The sequence below is a fragment of the Rhodopseudomonas sp. genome (assembly GCF_013377015.1).
GTDB lineage: Bacteria > Pseudomonadota > Alphaproteobacteria > Rhizobiales > Xanthobacteraceae > JARJEH01.
This window is the reverse complement of record NZ_JACABA010000004.1, coordinates 198676-215718: the sequence shown is the minus strand read 5'-3', so window position 1 is coordinate 215718 and position 17043 is coordinate 198676. Positions and strand designations below refer to the sequence as shown.

At 65.0% G+C, this 17043-nt stretch carries 16 protein-coding genes; 4 read left to right on the top strand and 12 right to left on the bottom strand.

Translation table 11 applies throughout. The features are described 5' to 3' along the window. Positions 1-48: 48 nt before the first annotated feature. Together HXX15_RS18440 and HXX15_RS18435 are read right to left on the bottom strand one after the other, a co-directional pair. Positions 49-558 carry a CAP domain-containing protein gene (locus HXX15_RS18440; RefSeq protein WP_296517832.1) on the bottom strand — a complete coding sequence of 170 codons (510 nt, stop codon included), beginning with the start codon at positions 556-558 and terminating at the stop codon, positions 49-51. A gap of 187 nt (positions 559-745) precedes the next feature. After that, positions 746-1783: a glutamine synthetase beta-grasp domain-containing protein gene (locus HXX15_RS18435; RefSeq protein WP_296517831.1), complete on the bottom strand. Its 1038-nt coding sequence runs from the start codon at positions 1781-1783 to the stop codon at positions 746-748. A 472-nt stretch (positions 1784-2255) separates the two neighbouring features. On the opposite strand from HXX15_RS18435, the gene HXX15_RS18430 reads away from it, so the two are divergent. Beyond that, the gene (locus tag HXX15_RS18430) at positions 2256-2522 is read left to right on the top strand and encodes a DUF2735 domain-containing protein (RefSeq protein ID WP_366558595.1); all 267 of its coding nucleotides are present in this window, start codon (positions 2256-2258) and stop codon (positions 2520-2522) included. Between the two features lie 145 nt (positions 2523-2667). Here HXX15_RS18430 and HXX15_RS18425 read toward each other — a convergent pair whose 3' ends face one another. The 10 genes from HXX15_RS18425 to cysG form a co-directional block, all read right to left on the bottom strand. Continuing rightward, a complete protein-coding gene (locus HXX15_RS18425) occupies positions 2668-3603 on the bottom strand; it encodes a glutaminase (RefSeq protein ID WP_296517830.1) in 936 nt (311 codons plus the stop codon). A gap of 227 nt (positions 3604-3830) precedes the next feature. Beyond that, the gene (locus HXX15_RS18420) at positions 3831-4880 is read right to left on the bottom strand and encodes a sulfate/molybdate ABC transporter ATP-binding protein (protein ID WP_296517829.1); all 1050 of its coding nucleotides are present in this window, start codon (positions 4878-4880) and stop codon (positions 3831-3833) included. Beyond that, positions 4870-5793 carry a sulfate ABC transporter permease subunit CysW gene (gene cysW, locus HXX15_RS18415; RefSeq protein WP_296517828.1) on the bottom strand — a complete coding sequence of 308 codons (924 nt, stop codon included), beginning with the start codon at positions 5791-5793 and terminating at the stop codon, positions 4870-4872. The genes HXX15_RS18420 and cysW overlap by 11 nt, the downstream gene beginning before the upstream one ends. Positions 5794-5799: 6 nt before the next feature. Further along, complete coding sequence (gene cysT / locus HXX15_RS18410; protein ID WP_296517827.1) at positions 5800-6636, bottom strand: sulfate ABC transporter permease subunit CysT; 837 nt, start codon at positions 6634-6636, stop codon at positions 5800-5802. A 60-nt stretch (positions 6637-6696) separates the two neighbouring features. Continuing rightward, positions 6697-7686, bottom strand: coding sequence for a sulfate ABC transporter substrate-binding protein (locus HXX15_RS18405; protein ID WP_296517826.1), 990 nt, complete (start codon positions 7684-7686; stop codon positions 6697-6699). Positions 7687-7808: 122 nt separating this feature from the next. Then, on the bottom strand, positions 7809-8546 hold the full coding sequence (locus tag HXX15_RS18400; RefSeq protein ID WP_296517825.1) for a phosphoadenylyl-sulfate reductase: 738 nt from the start codon (positions 8544-8546) through the stop codon (positions 7809-7811). After that, positions 8543-9058 carry a DUF934 domain-containing protein gene (locus HXX15_RS18395; RefSeq protein ID WP_296517824.1) on the bottom strand — a complete coding sequence of 172 codons (516 nt, stop codon included), beginning with the start codon at positions 9056-9058 and terminating at the stop codon, positions 8543-8545. The genes HXX15_RS18400 and HXX15_RS18395 overlap by 4 nt, the downstream gene beginning before the upstream one ends. Then, positions 9045-10700 carry a nitrite/sulfite reductase gene (locus HXX15_RS18390; protein WP_296517823.1) on the bottom strand — a complete coding sequence of 552 codons (1656 nt, stop codon included), beginning with the start codon at positions 10698-10700 and terminating at the stop codon, positions 9045-9047. The genes HXX15_RS18395 and HXX15_RS18390 overlap by 14 nt, the downstream gene beginning before the upstream one ends. A 12-nt stretch (positions 10701-10712) precedes the next feature. Then, positions 10713-11027, bottom strand: coding sequence for a DUF2849 domain-containing protein (locus tag HXX15_RS18385; protein WP_296517822.1), 315 nt, complete (start codon positions 11025-11027; stop codon positions 10713-10715). Beyond that, positions 11024-12451 (bottom strand): siroheme synthase CysG, encoded by a 1428-nt coding sequence (gene cysG / locus HXX15_RS18380; RefSeq protein WP_296517820.1) that lies wholly within the window; start codon positions 12449-12451, stop codon positions 11024-11026. The genes HXX15_RS18385 and cysG overlap by 4 nt, the downstream gene beginning before the upstream one ends. Positions 12452-12700: 249 nt before the next feature. Here cysG and cysD point away from each other — a divergent pair, with 249 nt between their 5' ends. The 3 genes from cysD (at position 12701) to HXX15_RS18365 (ending at position 17042) form a co-directional block, all read left to right on the top strand. After that, positions 12701-13495, top strand: a complete 795-nt coding sequence (gene cysD / locus HXX15_RS18375; protein ID WP_296517908.1) for a sulfate adenylyltransferase subunit CysD — start codon at positions 12701-12703, stop codon at positions 13493-13495. A gap of 23 nt (positions 13496-13518) precedes the next feature. Further along, positions 13519-15435 (top strand): adenylyl-sulfate kinase, encoded by a 1917-nt coding sequence (cysC, locus tag HXX15_RS18370; RefSeq protein ID WP_296517819.1) that lies wholly within the window; start codon positions 13519-13521, stop codon positions 15433-15435. Positions 15436-15593: 158 nt separating this feature from the next. Further along, a complete protein-coding gene (locus HXX15_RS18365) occupies positions 15594-17042 on the top strand; it encodes a DUF1800 family protein (protein WP_296517818.1) in 1449 nt (482 codons plus the stop codon). Position 17043: the final 1 nt, after the last annotated feature.

Genomic DNA, 17043 nt, shown 5'->3' with positions numbered 1-17043 from the left:
ACGCCGCCGCGTCAATCATGCAAATGGTGCATTGCGATCACGCCGGGGTTATCGCGGCGCTTCGGCGGACGCCAGGATCAGGGTCCAGAACACCTTGTATTTGGTGTTGGGCGCATAGCTGGCGGCAATGCCCAGCTTGGTGACGCCGGCCTTGAGCATATTGGCCCGGTGCGGCGGCGAATCGCGCCAGCCGGAGAACGCCTCGGCCAGCGTATGGTAGCCGGCGGAGACGTTCTCCACCGCCAGCGTGGCAGGATATCCCGAGGCATTCAGCCGTTTCGCCAGCGGTGCCTTGACGTCATGGTCGAGCTTGTTGCGCTTGGCCATCGCCATCGACTGGTCTTCGGCGAGTTGCATCAGCGCGGGGTCGACCGTGACCCCACCGAGGCCGTTGTTCTGCCGATACAGTGAAATCATCGAGGCCGCCGCGGCCGGATCGAGCTTGGCGCCGCCATTGGCCATGCTCAGATACATCGTCGGTTGCTCGGTCACCGGCGCCTCGCCGGCGCATCCCGCCAGCACCAAAAGGCCGAAAACGGCCACCGCCCCGCGCTTCATGTCAGTTCCCCAAACCAGCCTCGTTGTTGCACACCAACCGTGGCTGAAAGGTGAACGGCGGGGAAATTGGACGGGCGACGCGTCCAGGGCACGGACGCTGTTCGCCCGGCTGAACGCAACGGCATCCCGCAAGACAAACGGCCCGGACTTGCGTCCGGGCCGCGATGCAATCGTTCCGGCCGAAGCCTCAGGCCGCGGCGGACGCCTTGGCGGTCGGCACCGAGGCGATGGTCTGCAGGATCTGCGAGGCGATGGCGTAGGGGTCGCCCTGCGAGTTCGGGCGACGGTCTTCCAGATAGCCCTTGTAGCCGTTGTTGACAAAGGAATGCGGCACCCGGATCGACGCGCCGCGATCGGCGACGCCATAGCTGAACTTGTTCCAGGGCGCGGTTTCGTGCTTTCCGGTCAGGCGCAGATGATTGTCCGGACCGTACACCGCGATGTGGGATTCCCAGTTCTCGGCGAACGCCTTCATCAACGCTTCGAAATAGTCCTTGCCGCCGGTCTCGCGCAGATAGGTGGTGGAGAAGTTGGCGTGCATGCCGGAGCCGTTCCAGTCGGTGTCGCCGAGCGGCTTGCAGTGATATTCGATGTCGATCTCGTACTTCTCGGTCAGCCGCTCCATCAGATAGCGGGCCATCCACATTTCATCGGCGGCGCGCCTGGAGCCCTTGCCGAAGATCTGAAATTCCCACTGGCCCTTGGCGACTTCGGCGTTGATGCCTTCATGGTTGATGCCTGCGGCGAGGCAAAGGTCGAGATGCTCCTCGACGATCTTGCGGGCGACCGAGCCGACCTTGGAATAGCCGACGCCGGTGTAATACGGACCCTGCGGCGCCGGATAGCCGGCGGCGGGAAAGCCGAGCGGACGGCCGTCCTTGTAAAAGAAATATTCCTGCTCGAAGCCGAACCAGGCGCCCTCGTCATCGAGGATGGTGGCGCGCTTGTTCGACGGATGCGGGGTCACACCGTCCGGCATCATGACTTCGCACATCACCAGCACGCCATTGGTGCGGGCGGCATCCGGGAACACGCGGACCGGCTTCAAAACGCAATCGGAATTGCTGCCTTCGGCCTGCATCGTCGAAGAACCGTCAAAGCCCCACAGCGGCAGTTCGTCCAGCGACGGGAAATTGGTGAATTCCTTGATCTGCGTCTTGCCGCGCAGGTTCGGCACCGGGGTGTAGCCATCGAGCCAGACATACTCGAGCTTGTACTTTGTCATGCGGTTCTCTCTGAGTTGACGAAGCGAAGGTGGGGAGTCCCAAAGTCCGCTGGAACCGCGTACCCGGCGGCCAGCAACCGCCATTTATAAAGCATGGACTATGCCAATTGGCCTCGCGACGCCCTCACGGTCGCCTCCATATCACCCGCGGTGGGCGCCGCGCCGCCCAACAACCGGGAACCAGACCCTGGATCGCGCATTTGTCCTGCTGAAGCTGCGCGGTGCCCTGGTTTGCGGTCAAAATCAAGGCAGCGCCCCCGTGACTGCCCGTATCGCAAGCAAGAAACTTCATTAACAGCTTCGGCCCACGATTGGTGAAGCCGCGCTTCAGCGGATGGACGCAGGCCGGCGGCGGCGCAAACGGGTGCGCTGCACAGATGTTTACTTACTAAGCAAGGCCGCAAATGCGCAAATGTTCGCCAAATGATGATTTATCTTTGGTCATGTTGCACGAAGCGCGTGCGATCCCGATATGGTGGAGAGCGAGTCGAAGCGCCGCGCAATGAAGCGCTGCGTATCAAGGAGAACCACAGAGGAGAACATGGTGACTACGAACTTGAATCAGGAATCCGCAAGGATCTATCAATTCCCCGTCGGCGGTCGCGCCGGACTCCCGGGATATCATGCGGCGGTTCAGCCCGCCGAAATGACGTCGGCTCGCACCACCAAGGCGGTCTCCAGCTCGAGCTGGTATCACGAAGCAGCCTTGCTTGAAGAGGGGGCCGACAAGCCGCAATGACAACGATCAGGTCGACGCCCAGGCGGGGCGTAAAAGACGCGAGTTAAATAAGGGCCGACGTGCAAACGTTTCGGCCCTTTTCTTTTGATCGAAGCTTCACCTTGAGAGGCGTCGCCTTGAGAGGCTTTGCCTTGAAATGCCGGCGTCAGACGCCGAAGATCGACCAGCCCATCCGCTTGGCCAGCCCCTCCAGCGCGAGCCGGCCGAGATGGGAATTTCCCGAAGGATCCAGCCCCGGCGACCACACCGCGATCGACGCCTTGCCAGGCGCGATCGCCAGCACGCCGCCGCCGACCCCGCTCTTGCCCGGCAGCCCGACCCGATAGGCGAATTCGCCGGAGCCATCGTAATGGCCGCAGGTCAGCATCAGCGCGTTGATCCGCCGCGCCCGCTGCGGCGATACCACCGAATGCCCGGTCGAGGGATTCCTGCCGCTATGCGCGAGAAAGCGTCCCGCCATCGCTAATTGCCGGCACGACATCGCGATCGCGCAATGATGGAAATAAACCCCGAGGGTGAACTCCACCGGGTTTTCCAGCACGCCGAACGACTTCATGTAGTTGGCCAGCGCGATGTTGCGAAACCCGGTGCGCTGCTCCGAAGCCGCGACCGCCTCGTCGATTGCAATGGTGGGATCGGCGGCGAGGAATTGCATGAAGCGGAGGATTTCGCCGAGCGCCTCGCGCGGCTGGTGCCCGGACAGGATCGCATCGGTGACCGCGATCGCCCCGGCATTGATGAACGGATTGCGCGGCACGCCGCATTCGCGTTCGAGCTGCACGATCGAATTGAACGGACTGCCGGAAGGTTCGCGGCCGACCCGGCGCCACAACCGGTCGCCGATCTTGCCGAGCGCCAGCGTCAGCGTGAACACTTTCGAGATGCTCTGGATCGAGAACGGCACGTCGGCGTCGCCGCCCGCGAAGACATTGCCGTCGGCGTCGATCACCGCGATGCCGAACGCGTGCGGGCCAACCCGCGCCAATTCCGGAATGTAATGCGCGACCGCGCCGCGATCCGGCCGCTTCGCCATTTCGGCAGCTATCTCGGCGACGACGGTTTCTAGATTTTCTGTGATCATGACAGCTTGCCATGCATGCACGATGCATACCATCGCGATACCGGCACGGCCTCTCGCTGTCATGGCCGGGCTCGTCCCGGCCATCCTCGCGATGCACGCATCGCACCAGCGATCCGATCGAAACTGCCGAAGTCGACCCGAGACATGCAGGGCCGGATCGAAATGCATCGACGGATATTTCGTGGATGGCCGGGACGAGCCCGGCCATGACGTGGTGAGGGCGCAACCTACTCCCGTGCGGCAAAGATCCGGTAGCGGCGGGGTTGCAGGCCGACGAGGTCGCCGGGCTTCAACTCGCGGTCGCGCGGCGCGTCGATCTCGACCAGCGTGTCCTGGCCGGGGGCATTGAGCACAATATCGGCGCGATGCATCGGCCCGAAGGCGCGGACGTGCTTCACCGCGCCTTGCAGCGCGCCGCTGCCGGCCGGCCCCACCGCAAGGTCGTGGCGGCGGATGAACAGTTTTGACGGACCCGATGCGGCGTTCTGCGACTCCAGATCGAGCACCTTGTCGCCGAGCCGGATCCGGCCGTCGCGAATGTCGACCGGCAGCATGATCGACTCGCCGATGAAGCCGTGCACGAAGGCGGTGGCGGGCTCGTCATAGACGTCGCCGGGGGTGCCGATCTGCTCGATCCGGCCCTTGTCCATCACCACCACGCGGTTGGCGACTTCCAGCGCCTCCTCCTGGTCGTGGGTGACGAAGATCGAGGTGACGTGGATTTCCTCGTGCAGCGTGCGCAGCCATTTGCGCAGCTCCTTGCGCACCTTGGCGTCGAGCGCGCCGAACGGCTCGTCGAGCAGCAGGATTCGCGGCTCGATCGCCAGCGCGCGGGCCAGTGCGATGCGCTGGCGCTGGCCGCCGGAAAGCTGGCTCGGATAGCGGTCCGCCAGCCAGTCGAGCTGCACCAGGTCGAGCAGCTCCTTGACGCGCCGCCGAATTTCCGACTCCGACTTACGAACAGCGCGGGGCTGCACCCGCAACCCGAAGGCGACGTTCTCAAACACGCTCATGTGCCGGAACAGCGCGTAGTGCTGAAACACGAAGCCAACATGGCGCTCGCCGGCGCCGCGCGACAGCGCATCCTCGCCGTCGAACGACACCGAGCCGGAATCCGGCCAGTCGAGCCCGGCGATGATCCGCAGCAGCGTAGTCTTGCCGGAGCCGGAGGGGCCGAGCAGCGCCACCAGCTCGCCGGTCTCGACCTTGAGATCGACGTTGTCGAGCGCGGTGAAAGAGCCGAAGCGCTTTACGATGTTGCGAACTTCAATCGTCACTGACGTGCCGTCCTTCCTCGATCTGACCTTCCAGCACGGTCTTCGCAATCAGCGTGACCAGAGCCAGAAACGCCAGCAGCGACGCGATCGCGAACGACGCGACGAGCTGGTACTCATTATAGAGAATCTCGACCAGCAGCGGCATAGTGTTGGTCTCGCCGCGGATATGGCCAGACACCACCGAGACCGCGCCGAACTCGCCCATCGCGCGCGCATTACACAGCAGAACACCGTACAGCAGGCCCCATTTGATGTTCGGCAGCGTCACCTTCAAAAAGGTCTGCCAGCCGCGCGCGCCGAGCGAAATTGCGGCTTCCTCTTCCTGCTGGCCCTGCTCCTGCATCAGCGGAATCAGCTCGCGCGCCACAAAGGGGAACGTCACGAAGGTGGTCGCCAGCACGATCGCCGGCACCGCGAACAGGATATGGATGCCGTGCGCCATCAGCCACGGCCCGAAATAGCCCTGCGCGCCGAACAGCAGCACGAACACCAGGCCGGAGATCACCGGACTGACCGAGAACGGCAGATCGATCAGCGTGATCAGTACGGTCCTGCCGCGGAATTCGAATTTCGCGATCGCCCAGGCCGCCGCCACCCCGAACACCAGATTGAGGCCGACCGAGATCGCCGCGGTGACCAGCGTCAGCCAGATCGCCGACAGCGCCTCGGGGTCACTCAATGCCGAGAGATAGAATCCGAAGCCCTTGGAGAACGCCTCGGCGAACACCAGCAGCAGCGGCAGCACCACGAAGATCGACAGGAAGGTGAGCGCGAGGCCGATCACGATGCCGCGCACCAGGCGCGGTTCGGTATGGGCATCGCGCTGCGCCAGCCGAATCGCGTTGGCGGTCACGGGCTGCGCCGCCGCCGTGGTTGCGACCGGGGTCGCGCTGGATGTCGTCGCCATCGTCATGTCACGTCAACTCACGGCCAAAGCGCGGGTCTGCGCCCAGCGCTGCAGCCGGTTCAATAGAAAAATGATCAGAAACGACACCACCAGCATCACCACCGCAATCGCGGTGGCGTCGGCGTAGCGAAACTCCGACAGCCGGATCACGATCAACAGCGGCGCGATCTCCGAGACGTTTGGCAGGTTGCCGGCGATGAAGATCACCGAGCCGTATTCGCCGACCGCACGCGCGAACGCCAGCGCAAAGCCGGTCAGGATCGCCGGCGTCAGACTCGGCAAGATCACCCTGGTGATGGTCTGCCAGCGATTGGCGCCGAGGCACTCCGCCGCCTCCTCGATGTCGACGTCGAGATCGATCAGCACCGGCTGCACGGTGCGCACCACGAACGGAATCCCGATGAAGATCATCGCGATGAAAATGCCAAGCGGGGTGAACGCCACCTTGATGCCGAGCGCCGCCAGCGGCGCGCCGAGCCAGCCCTTCTGCGCGAACAATGTGGTCAGCGCGATGCCGGCCACCGCGGTCGGCAGCGCGAACGGAATGTCGACGATGGCGTCGAAGATGCGACGGCCGGGAAACCGGTAGCGTACCAGCGCCCAGACGATGATCAGCCCGGCGACCAGATTGACCAGCGCCGCGGCGAACGCCAGCCCGAACGAAATCTTCAGCGCGTGCAGGGTCCGCGCGCTGGTGACGATGTCGATGAACTGCGACAGGCTCAGCTCGGCGGTCTTGACGAACAGCCCGGCGAGCGGAAGCAGGATCAGCAGCGACAGCCAGGTCAGGGTCAGGCCCATGGTGAGCCCGAATCCCGGCAATGCACTTCGTCTGGATGCCGCGCTCACATTCGCCCCTTCAGTTCCCAGGCCGGGGGTCCGGCCTGGGCGTCTCGCTTCATTTCGCGATCAGTTCTTGTAGATCTTGTCGAACACGCCGCCTTCGGCGAAGTGCTCGGTCTGCGCCTTGGTCCAGCCGCCAAACACGTCGTCGATGGTGAACAGCTCAACCTTGGCGAATGCGTTCGTATACTTCTTGGCAATTTCGGCATCCCGAGGGCGGTAGAAATTGCGGGCGGCGATTTCCTGGCCTTCCTGGGTGTACCAGTGCTTCAGATAGGCCTCGGCGACCGCCCGGGTTCCCTTGGTGTCGACCACCTTGTCGACCACCGCGACCGGCGGCTCGGCCAGGATCGAGACGGAAGGCGCCACGATCTCGAACTTGTCCTTGCCGAATTCCTTGACCGCGAGGAACGCCTCGTTTTCCCAGGCCAGCAGCACGTCGCCGACGCCGCGCTCGACGAAGGTTACGGTCGAACCGCGCGCGCCGGTATCCAGCACCGGCACGTTCTTGTAAATACTGGCGACGAAGTCCCGCGCGCCTTCCTGCGAGCCGGATTTCTTCAGCGCATAGCCCCAGGCCGCCAGATAGTTCCAGCGTGCGCCGCCCGAGGTTTTCGGATTCGGCGTGATCACGCTGACGCCGGACTTGATCAGATCGTCCCAGTCCTTGATGCCCTTCGGGTTGCCCTTGCGGACCAGGAACACGATGGTCGAAGTGTAAGGCGATGCGTTCTGCGGCAGACGCTTCTGCCAGTCCTTCGCCAGCAGGCCCTTGTTGGCGATGGCGTCGATGTCATAGGCCAGCGCCAGCGTCACCACGTCGGCCTGCAACCCGTCGATCACCGAGCGCGCCTGCGAGCCCGAGCCGCCATGCGACTGCTTGATCTCGACGCTCTTGCCGGATTCCTTCTGATAGGCCGCCGCGAACGACTTGTTGAAATCGGTATAGAGTTCGCGGGTCGGATCATACGACACGTTGAGCAGCGATACGTCCGCGGCGAACGCCGAGCCTGCCCAGATCAGTCCCGCAAGCACGGGAACAAGACGACGGATCATCTTAATCTCCATTGGCCGGACGACACCATGTCATCGACGGCGAAGGGCCGAAACTCCCGGAGAAGCGCGCGCTAGTCAACGAAACGGCATTTCGTTGTTCGGTTAGTTGCGACAGCGTTGTGCTACGAAATCTTCATGGTGTGGATGCCGCATTCCGTCTTGGCCTTTCCGCGCCATCGTCCGGCGCGCGCGTCCTCATTCGACTCGGCGCGACTGGTGCACGGCATGCAGCCGACCGAGAGAAATCCGGACGCCGCCAGCGGGTGCGGCGGCAGTTTCGCCAGCGTGTAGATCGCCGCGATCTCCTCGCGCGAGACGTTGGCGAAGGGATTGAATTTCAATCGCGCGCCGTCGGCCTCGACCACCGGAATGTCGGCACGCAGCCCGCCCTGAAACCGTTTGCGGCCGTTGATCCAGCCGCTGAACGGCGCAAGGGCGCGCGACAACGGCTCGACCTTGCGGATCGCGCAGCATTTATCCGGATCGGAGAACCATAATTCCCGCTCCGGATCGTCGCGGTTTAGATTCTCCTCGAGCGGCTTGATCGAGCGGACGTCGGTGAGGCCGAGCGTGGCGATCAGGGTGTCGCGATAGGCCAGCGTCTCCTCGAACAGCCAGCCGGTATCGAGAAAGATCACGGGAATCGAAGGGTCGACATCGGCCATCACTTTCAGCAGCGCGGCGGATTCGGTGCCGAACGACGACACCAGCGCCAGCCTGTCGCGACCGAGATGGCGCAACGCCGCCGCGATTACCTCCGCAGGCGACGCCGCGCGCAGCGCGGCATCGAGCTCGCGTGCGGTCAGCTCTTGCGCCGTCGGTGCGGCCGGTTGCGACAGCGGTTGCACGAGTTCGCTCATGAATTGGCGCTTTCGGAATGGCGCTGGCGAAGCCGGCGCTCCAAGGCGGTCTGCCGGCCGTCGCCGGTCGGCTGATAGAACTCGGTGTAGCGCTGCGTCGCCTCCGCGAAGGCGTGAGCGTCGCTGTCCTTCTTCACCTCAAAACTGTCGAAGCCGTTGCGCAGCAGGAAGGTGAACTGGTCGCGCAGCACCTGCCCGGTGGCGCGCAATTCTCCCCGATAATGGTGACGCTCGCGCAACAGCCGGGCCTGGCTGTGCGCGCGACCGTCGCGGAAGGTCGGAAACACCAGCGCCACCGCGGCCAGCCGGTCCAGCCACGGCGCCAGCTCGTCGACGCTACGGTTGTTCGGCCAGATCACTCCGACCGGACTGTTGCGCGCCGACAGCGATTCCGCATTGGCGAGAAATCGCGTCGCCGACACCAGCACGGCGCCGTCGGACGGCAGTTTCGCGTCGTCGGCCAGATGCACGAAGCCGTCGCTGACGATCTGTCCCTTGTTAACGAGTGGCATAGACGCGCTCCCTGAATGGCTCGACGCCCAGCCGCTTCACGGCATCGATGAATAGCTCATCGGGCCGTTCGCGCAGCGCGAGGTAGGCCTCGACGATGTCTTCGACCACATCGGCGACTTCGGCATAAGGCACCGCCGGCCCGATCAGCTTGCCGAGTTCGGCGTTCTCGTCAGCGCGGCCGCCGATGGTGATCTGATAGACTTCCTCGCCGTTCTTCTCGACGCCGAGAATGCCGATGTTGCCGACATGGTGATGGCCGCAGGCATTGATGCAGCCGGAGATATTGACGTGCAGCCGGCCGATCAGATTGGCGGTGTCGTGATTGGCAAAGCGCCGCGTCAGCTCCTGCGCGATCGGGATCGAGCGCGCATTGGCGAGCGAGCAGTAGTCCAGTCCCGGGCACGCAATGATGTCGGTGACCAGATTGACGTTCGGGGTGGCGACGCCGATCTTGTCGAGCGCGCGCCACAGCGCCGGCAAATCGCGCTTGGCGACATGCGGGAACGCCAGGTTCTGCTCGTGGCCGACGCGGATTTCGCCGAACGAATATTTGTCGGCGAGGTCGGCGACAGCGTCCATCTGAGCCGCGGTGGCGTCGCCCGGCGCCCCGCCGATCGGCTTCAGCGACAGCGTCACGATCGCATAGCCTTGCACCTTGTGCGGCGCGACCGAATTCGTCCGCCAGGCCTCGAACTGCGGATCAGCCGCGGCCTGCTTCAGTTCGTCCGGCATCGGCGCGAGTTTCTCATAGGCCGGATAGCTGAAGCGCGAGCGGATGTCCTCGACCACGGCGGCGTCCAGCGCCAGCGTGGAATCGCGGATCTGCAGCCACTCGGTCTCGACTTCCTCGGCGAACTTCTCGATGCCGAGCTCGTGCACCAGGATCTTGATCCGCGCCTTGTAGATATTATCGCGACGGCCGTACTGGTTGTAGACGCGCAGGATCGCCTCGACATAGCTGAGCAGATCGCGGCCCGGCACGAATTCCCGGATGGTCTTGCCGATGAACGGGGTGCGGCCGAGCCCGCCGCCGACCAGTACCTCGAAGCCGGTTTCACCCTTGTCATTGCGATGCAGCCGCAGCCCGATGTCGTGGACCTTGATCGCGGCGCGGTCGTGCGCCGACGCGGTGATGGCGAACTTGAACTTGCGCGGCAGGAACGAGAATTCCGGATGCAGCGTCGAATATTGCCGCAGCAGTTCGGCCCAGATCCGCGGATCCTCGACCTCGCCGGGCGCGACGCCGGCCCATTGATCTGCGGTGATGTTACGAGTGCAGTTGCCGGAGGTCTGCATCGCGTGGATGCCGACCTCGGCGAGATCGGCCAGCGCGTCCGGCAGGTCGGCGAGCTTGATCCAGTTGAACTGGATGTTCTGCCGCGTGGTGAAATGGCCGTAGCCGCGGTCGTATTTGCGCGCGACATGCGCCAGCTTGCGCAGCTGCGCCGACGACAGCGTGCCGTAGGGGATCGCGACCCGGAACATATAGGCGTGCAGCTGCAGATAGACGCCGTTCATCAGACGGATCATCTTGAACTCATCTTCCGAGAGTTCGCCGCTGAGCCGGCGCTTGACCTGGTCGCGGAATTCGCTGACCCGCTCGTTGATCAGGGTGCGGTCGATTTCATCATAAGCATACATTTGCAAAAGGCCTTACGCGTGAGCCGGCAATTCGATGGTGACGCCGTCGACCCGGATCTGCTCGCGCAGATTGCCGGGCTTGATCGCGCCGGACTCATCGACCTCGACCGGCGCGATATAGGCGCCGACCGCGCCGAGATCGTCGGCCACCGATTCACCCAGCAAAGCGCGCGCAGCGTCGGCGGTGCGCACGATCGCGGCGTCGGCCAGATCGGTCGACCAGTCCTTCGCATTGGTGCGCCAGATCACCACGCCGTCCCAGGTGCGGTTCGCGGTCACCACCGAGGGTCCGGTGATCTTGATCTTCTGTTGCAGCGGAGAGGTCATTCGGCAGCCACCTGCATGAGGAGTTGTTGGAGTTGGGTTTCGCGCCACGGCGCGGAATGCGCGACCACGTCGCCGATGATCAGGATCGCCGGCCCGCCATCGACCTGTTCGACCAGCACCGGCAGTTCGGACAGCGTGCCGACTGCGGCCTTGGCATCGGGCCGCGTCGCGCGGGCGAACACCCCGACCGGCGTCTGCGGCGAGCGCCCGGCCTTCAACAAGCCGGCGAGCACCGAGGGCGCCGCGGTCATGCCCATGTACACCACCACCGTCATCTTGACGTCGGTGAGGGTCGACCAGTCGACGGTGTCGGCGTCCTTCGCTTTATGAGCGGTGAGGAAGGTGATGCGCAGCGCCTCGTGACGATAGGTCAGCGGCACCTCGAATTGCGCGGCGGCGCCGAGCCCGGCGCTGATCCCCGGGATCACCGAATAGGCGACGCCGGCATCGCGCAGCGCCTGCACTTCCTCACCGCCGCGGCCGAACACGAACGGATCGCCGCCCTTCAGCCGCACCGCGCGCTGGCCGGCCTGCGCCGCTTCGATCAGCAAGGTGTTGATGGCGTCCTGCCCGATCCCGGGTTTGCCGACGCGACGGCCGACCGGCACAAGCGACGCATCGCGGCGAATGCGGTCGAGAATTTCCGGCGTCACCAGTTCATCGTAGAACACCACGTCGGCGTCCTGCAGCGCGCGCAGCGCCTTGATGGTCAAGAGATCCGGATCGCCCGGTCCGGCGCCGACCAGCGTCACGCGGCCCTCGGCGCCGGCCGCTTGCGCGCCGGCATAACGCGACGGATCGACGATGCCTGTGAGTTCATATTCGGCCTCGGCCTCGCGGCCGGCCAGCACCAACGCGCCGATCGGCCCATCAACGACCCGTTCCCAGAACCGGCGGCGCAGCGGAAACTGGGCGATCCGCGTATTGAAGGTCTTGCGAAAGCGGCCGATGAAATTCGCCAGATCGCCGATCCGCGCCGGCAGCAGCGCCTCGATCTGTTCGCGGATACGCCGCGCCAACACCGGCGACGATCCACCAGTGCCGATCGCCACCACGACGTCGCCGCGATCGACGATCGCCGGAAAGATGAAACTGGAATGGACCAGATCGTCCATCACATTGACCGGCAGCCCGACCGCGCGGGCGCGCGCCGCCATCGCCGGTCCCAGGTCGCCGGCGCCCGCGCACAGCACCGCGATCACGCCGGACAAATCGGCCGCAAGCGGATCGCCGGCGCCGCGCTCGATCCGCGCGGCCTGCTCCCGCGTAACACCGCCAAGCTCATGATCGCCGTCAATCGCGTACCAGCGAATCCGCGCGCCGGCCGACAGCAGCAGCCGCAGCTTGGCGCGCACGAGCTCGCCCGCACCGATCAATAGAATCGGTCCGGTCCGTAGATCGAGAAACACCGGCAGATATCGCATGCGCCGCTCCGCTCCCCCGAACTTGGGGTTGACTAGAATTATTTTCTATATATCTCTCTTGCAAGCGCTGCAAAGAGAAATTTATTTCTTCTATATTGCAGTGCAACTGTAGAAGTTTTTACCCTCAAACGCCAAGCGGAAGACATGAACCTTCTCAGCAACGATCATCGCGGCCAGCCGTTGCACCGCGAGGGCAGCGTTCCGGGCCTGCCCGCGCCGCCGCGTCAGGAATTTTTGGCGGCGCCCGGGATGGATCACCTCGACGCACTGGAAGCCCAGAGCATCTACATTTTCCGTGAAGGTTTCGCGCGGCTGAAGAAGCTGGCGCTGCTGTGGTCGCTCGGCAAAGATTCCAATGTGATGATCTGGCTGGCGCGCAAGGCGTTCTTCGGCAAGGTGCCGTTCCCGGCGCTGCATGTCGACACCGGCAAGAAATTTCCGGAGATGTATGCGTTCCGCGATCAATACGCCAAGGAATGGGACCTCGATCTCAAGGTCGATTACTGCCCGCCGCTGGAGAGCATCGATCCGACGTTGCCGCCCGCCGCCCGCTCCGCCGCACGCAAGACCGAAGGGCTGAAGCTGGCGCTGGCCAAATACGGTTTCGACGGGCTGATCGCCGGCATTCGCCGCGACGAGGAAGCCACAAGGGCCAAGGAGCGGGTGTTTTCGCCGCGCGGCACCGAGGGCGGATGGGACGTCCGCGACCAGCCGCCGGAATTCTGGGACCAGTTCAACGCCTCGCCGCCGCCCGGCGCTCACTTGCGGATTCATCCGATCCTGCATTGGACCGAGGCCGACATCTGGGCCTACACCAAGCGCGAAAACATCCCGATCATCCCGTTGTACCTGGCACAGAACGGCAAGCGCTATCGCTCTCTGGGCGATGCCGACATCACCAATCCGGTGGCGTCGAATGCCTCCAACATCGACGAGATCCTGACCGAACTCGACAGCACCAAGGTGCCGGAACGCGCCGGCCGCGCGCTCGACCACGAGACCGAGGACGCCTTCGAGCGGCTTCGCGTCGCCGGCTATCTGTGACGAGACCTCAAGTGAGTGATGCCATGACCATCGCCGTCCCGCCCGCTTCCCTCGCCACGCCGAACGGCACCACCCGTCCGCTGGTCCGCATCGTCATCGTCGGCCATGTCGATCACGGCAAGTCGACGCTGGTCGGCCGGCTGCTGCACGAGACCGGCTCGCTGCCGGATGGCAAGCTGGAAATGCTGAAAGCCGTCAGCGCCCGGCGCGGCATGCCGTTCGAATGGTCGTTCCTGCTCGACGCGCTGCAGACCGAGCGCGACCAGGGCATCACCATCGACACCACACAGATCTCGTTCCGTACCGGCTCGCGCGACATCGTGCTGATCGACGCGCCGGGCCACGCCGAATTCCTGCGCAACATGATCACCGGCGCCTCGCAGGCCGACGGCGCGGTGCTGATCATCGACGCGCTGGAAGGCGTGCGCGACCAGACAAGGCGGCACGGCTATCTGCTGCATCTGCTCGGGGTCAAGCAGGTCGCCGTGGTGGTCAACAAGATGGATCGGGTGGATTTCTCGGAAGCGCGATTCCGCGAAATCAGCGACGAAATCTCGGCGCATCTGATCGAACTCGGCGTCACGCCGGCCGCGGTGATCCCGATCTCGGCGCGCGACGGCGACGGCGTCGCCGAACGCACCGCGAATATCGCCTGGTACGACGGCCCCACCGTGGTGGAAGCGCTCGACGCACTGATCCCGGCGCGGCCACTCGATCAATTGGCCCTCCGGCTGCCGGTGCAGGCGATCTACAAATTCGACGACCGCCGCATCGTCGCCGGCCGCATTGAATCCGGCCAACTGCAAACCGGCGACGAGATCGTGATCATGCCGGCCGGCAAGATCGCGAGGATCAAATCGGTCGAGAGCTGGCCGGTGACGCCGGTGAGCGGACCGCAAGGCGCCGGCCGCTCGGTCGGCATCACGCTGGATCGCGAATTGTTCATCGAGCGCGGCGACGTCATTGCCCATGTCGGCGCGGCGCCGCGCGACACGCGACGGCTGCGGGCGCGGATCTTCTGGCTGCATGATCAGCCGCTGCTGCCCGGCGCCTCGATCCTGCTGCGGCTCGGCACGCGGGAAACCCGCGCCACCGTGGTGGCGATCGAGAAAGCGGTCGATCCCGGCGATCTCGAAAGCGTCGCCGCCAAGGCGATCGCGCGCAATCATGTCGGCGAGATCGACATCGCGCTGGCGCAGCCGGTGGCAGCCGACCCGGCAAGCGACAATCCGCGCACCGGACGACTGGTGATCGAGGTCGGCGGCCGGATCGCCGGCGGCGGGCTGGTGCTCAGCGTCGATGCCGGCGCACGCGCAATTCCCGTCGATATCGTGCCGGTGGAGTCGGCGCTGCGACCGGACGAGCGCTTGGCGCGCTATCGCCATGGCGGCGCGGTGGTGTGGCTGACCGGCCTGCCCGGCTCCGGCAAATCGACGCTGGCGCTGGCGCTGGAGCGTCGATTGTTTTCGCGCGGCGGTTCGCCGATCCTGCTCGATGGCGACACGCTGCGCGCCGGGCTCAATGCCGATCTCGGCTTCTCGGCCGAAGATCGCGCCGAGAACATCCGTCGCCTCGCCGAGATTGCAACGCATCTGGCCAGGAATGGACACATCGCGATCGTCGCGGCGGTATCGCCAGCGCTGGAGGATCGCGCCGCGGCGCGGCGGATCGCCGCCGAGCTGTTTCGCGAAATCCACGTCGCGACCCCCGCCGAGGTGTGCGAGAGCCGCGATCCCAAGGGCCACTACGCCAAGGCCCGCGCTGGCGCGTTGAAGGGCTTTACCGGCATCGGCAATGACTATCAGCCGCCGGTCGGCAACGAGCTCACGATCGACACCTCGACCGGCTCGGTCGCCGAGGCCACCGACGCCATCGAACTGATGCTGGCCAAGACCGGCGTGCTGTTCGACGAGCTGGTCGACCTCGCGGCGAATATCTGACGCGCGGCCGTCGTTCCACGTCGGGAACAAGCAGCCGATGGCGCGAGACGCCATCCTGCTGACTGCATCGTGATCGCGGCCTTCACGCCGGGTTCATCCCTGCTTGCGCTATAATCGCGCTGCGCTCTCGTTCGACGACGCGCAGCTGGAGAATAGCCGTGGCCCGTGATTGGCAAGCAGGTCTCGTCGCACTCAACCGCTTCGGCTTCGGCGCCCGCGGCGGTTCGTCGGGCGATCTGTCCCATGCCGCGTCCGATCCGCGCGGCTTTGTGCTTGCCGAGCTGAACCGCGCCGATGCGGCGCTGCTGGAAGGCCCCGGCCTGCTGTCGACGCCGGCTTTGGGACAGGCGATGTTCGCCTATCAGGACGAGGTCAAGCAGGCGCGCGAGGCCGCGGTGAAAGTGGCGGCCGCGATGCCGGCCGAGGCCATGATGACGCCGCCGGCCGACGCGCCGAAGCCAGCCGATGCGAAGCCCGCCGCACCGGCGCCCCTCAACGTGATTCAGAAGACCTTTCGCGCCGAGGCGCTGGCGCGAATGCAGCGCGCGTCGATCGCCGAATGCGGCGTGGTCGAGCGGCTGGTGGCGTTCTGGTCGAATCATTTCTGCATTTCCGCCAACAAGGGCGAGCCGGCGCGGATCTGGGCCGGCGCGTTCGAACGCGAGGCGATCCGTCCGCATCTGCTGGGAAAGTTCGGCGACATGCTCCGCGCGGTCGAGCAGCATCCGGCGATGCTGTTCTTCCTCGACAACCAGCAATCGATCGGCCCGGCCTCGAAGGCCGGGCAGAACGGCAAGCGCGGGCTGAACGAAAATCTCGCCCGCGAGATCATGGAACTGCACACGCTCGGCGTCGGCTCCGGCTATACGCAAGAGGATGTGACGTCGCTGGCGCGGATCATCACCGGCTGGAGCTTCGCCGGCCGCGACGGCAAGCTCGGCCTACCCGGCAGCTTCATCTTCAACGCCAACGCGCATGAGCCGGGGCCGCAGCATCTGCTCGGCAAGAATTACGACGACGCCGGCGTGGCGCAAGGCGAAGCGGCGCTGGCCGATCTGGCGCGGCAACCCGCGACGGCCAAATTCATCGCGCGGAAATTCGCCACGCATTTCGTCGCCGACGATCCGCCACCGGCGTTGGTGGCGAAGCTGCAAGATGTCTTTTTGAAAACCGATGGCGACCTCAAGGCGCTAACGCTGGCGCTGATCGGCTCCGACGAAGCCTGGCAGGCGCCGCTGAGCAAGATCCGCTCGCCCTATGAGTATCTGGTGGCGAGCGGGCGATTGCTGGCGCGGATCCCCGACGAACCCGGTCGCTATCTTGGTTGGCTCAACACGCTGGGCCAGCCATTGTGGACACCGCCCGGCCCGAACGGCTTTGCCGACAGCAACGCCGCCTGGGCCGCGCCCGAAGGCCTCAAGCTGCGGCTCGATATCGCCGCTCAGACCGCCTCCCGGATCGGCGAAAACGTGGACGCCCGCGAGCTGCTCGACGTCGTGGCCGGTGCGGCCGCGTCGGTGGATACCAGGGACGTGATCGGGCGCGCGGAATCGCGGCAGCAGGCGCTGGCGCTGTTGTTGATGTCGCCGGAATTCCAGAGGAGATGAC

What these genes read in the sequence shown, in the direction of transcription:
- HXX15_RS18440 (WP_296517832.1), bottom strand. Translation starts at nt 558, where the DNA reads ATGAAGCGCGGGGCGGTGGCCGTTTTCGGCCTTTTGGTGCTGGCGGGA.
- HXX15_RS18435 (WP_296517831.1), bottom strand. Translation starts at nt 1,783, where the DNA reads ATGACAAAGTACAAGCTCGAGTATGTCTGGCTCGATGGCTACACCCCG.
- HXX15_RS18430 (WP_366558595.1), top strand. Translation starts at nt 2,256, where the DNA reads ATGGTGGAGAGCGAGTCGAAGCGCCGCGCAATGAAGCGCTGCGTATCA.
- HXX15_RS18425 (WP_296517830.1), bottom strand. Translation starts at nt 3,603, where the DNA reads ATGATCACAGAAAATCTAGAAACCGTCGTCGCCGAGATAGCTGCCGAA.
- cysW (WP_296517828.1), bottom strand. Translation starts at nt 5,793, where the DNA reads ATGACGATGGCGACGACATCCAGCGCGACCCCGGTCGCAACCACGGCG.
- HXX15_RS18405 (WP_296517826.1), bottom strand. Translation starts at nt 7,686, where the DNA reads ATGATCCGTCGTCTTGTTCCCGTGCTTGCGGGACTGATCTGGGCAGGC.
- HXX15_RS18400 (WP_296517825.1), bottom strand. Translation starts at nt 8,546, where the DNA reads ATGAGCGAACTCGTGCAACCGCTGTCGCAACCGGCCGCACCGACGGCG.
- HXX15_RS18395 (WP_296517824.1), bottom strand. Translation starts at nt 9,058, where the DNA reads ATGCCACTCGTTAACAAGGGACAGATCGTCAGCGACGGCTTCGTGCAT.
- HXX15_RS18390 (WP_296517823.1), bottom strand. Translation starts at nt 10,700, where the DNA reads ATGTATGCTTATGATGAAATCGACCGCACCCTGATCAACGAGCGGGTC.
- HXX15_RS18385 (WP_296517822.1), bottom strand. Translation starts at nt 11,027, where the DNA reads ATGACCTCTCCGCTGCAACAGAAGATCAAGATCACCGGACCCTCGGTG.
- cysG (WP_296517820.1), bottom strand. Translation starts at nt 12,451, where the DNA reads ATGCGATATCTGCCGGTGTTTCTCGATCTACGGACCGGACCGATTCTA.
- cysD (WP_296517908.1), top strand. Translation starts at nt 12,701, where the DNA reads ATGGATCACCTCGACGCACTGGAAGCCCAGAGCATCTACATTTTCCGT.
- cysC (WP_296517819.1), top strand. Translation starts at nt 13,519, where the DNA reads ATGACCATCGCCGTCCCGCCCGCTTCCCTCGCCACGCCGAACGGCACC.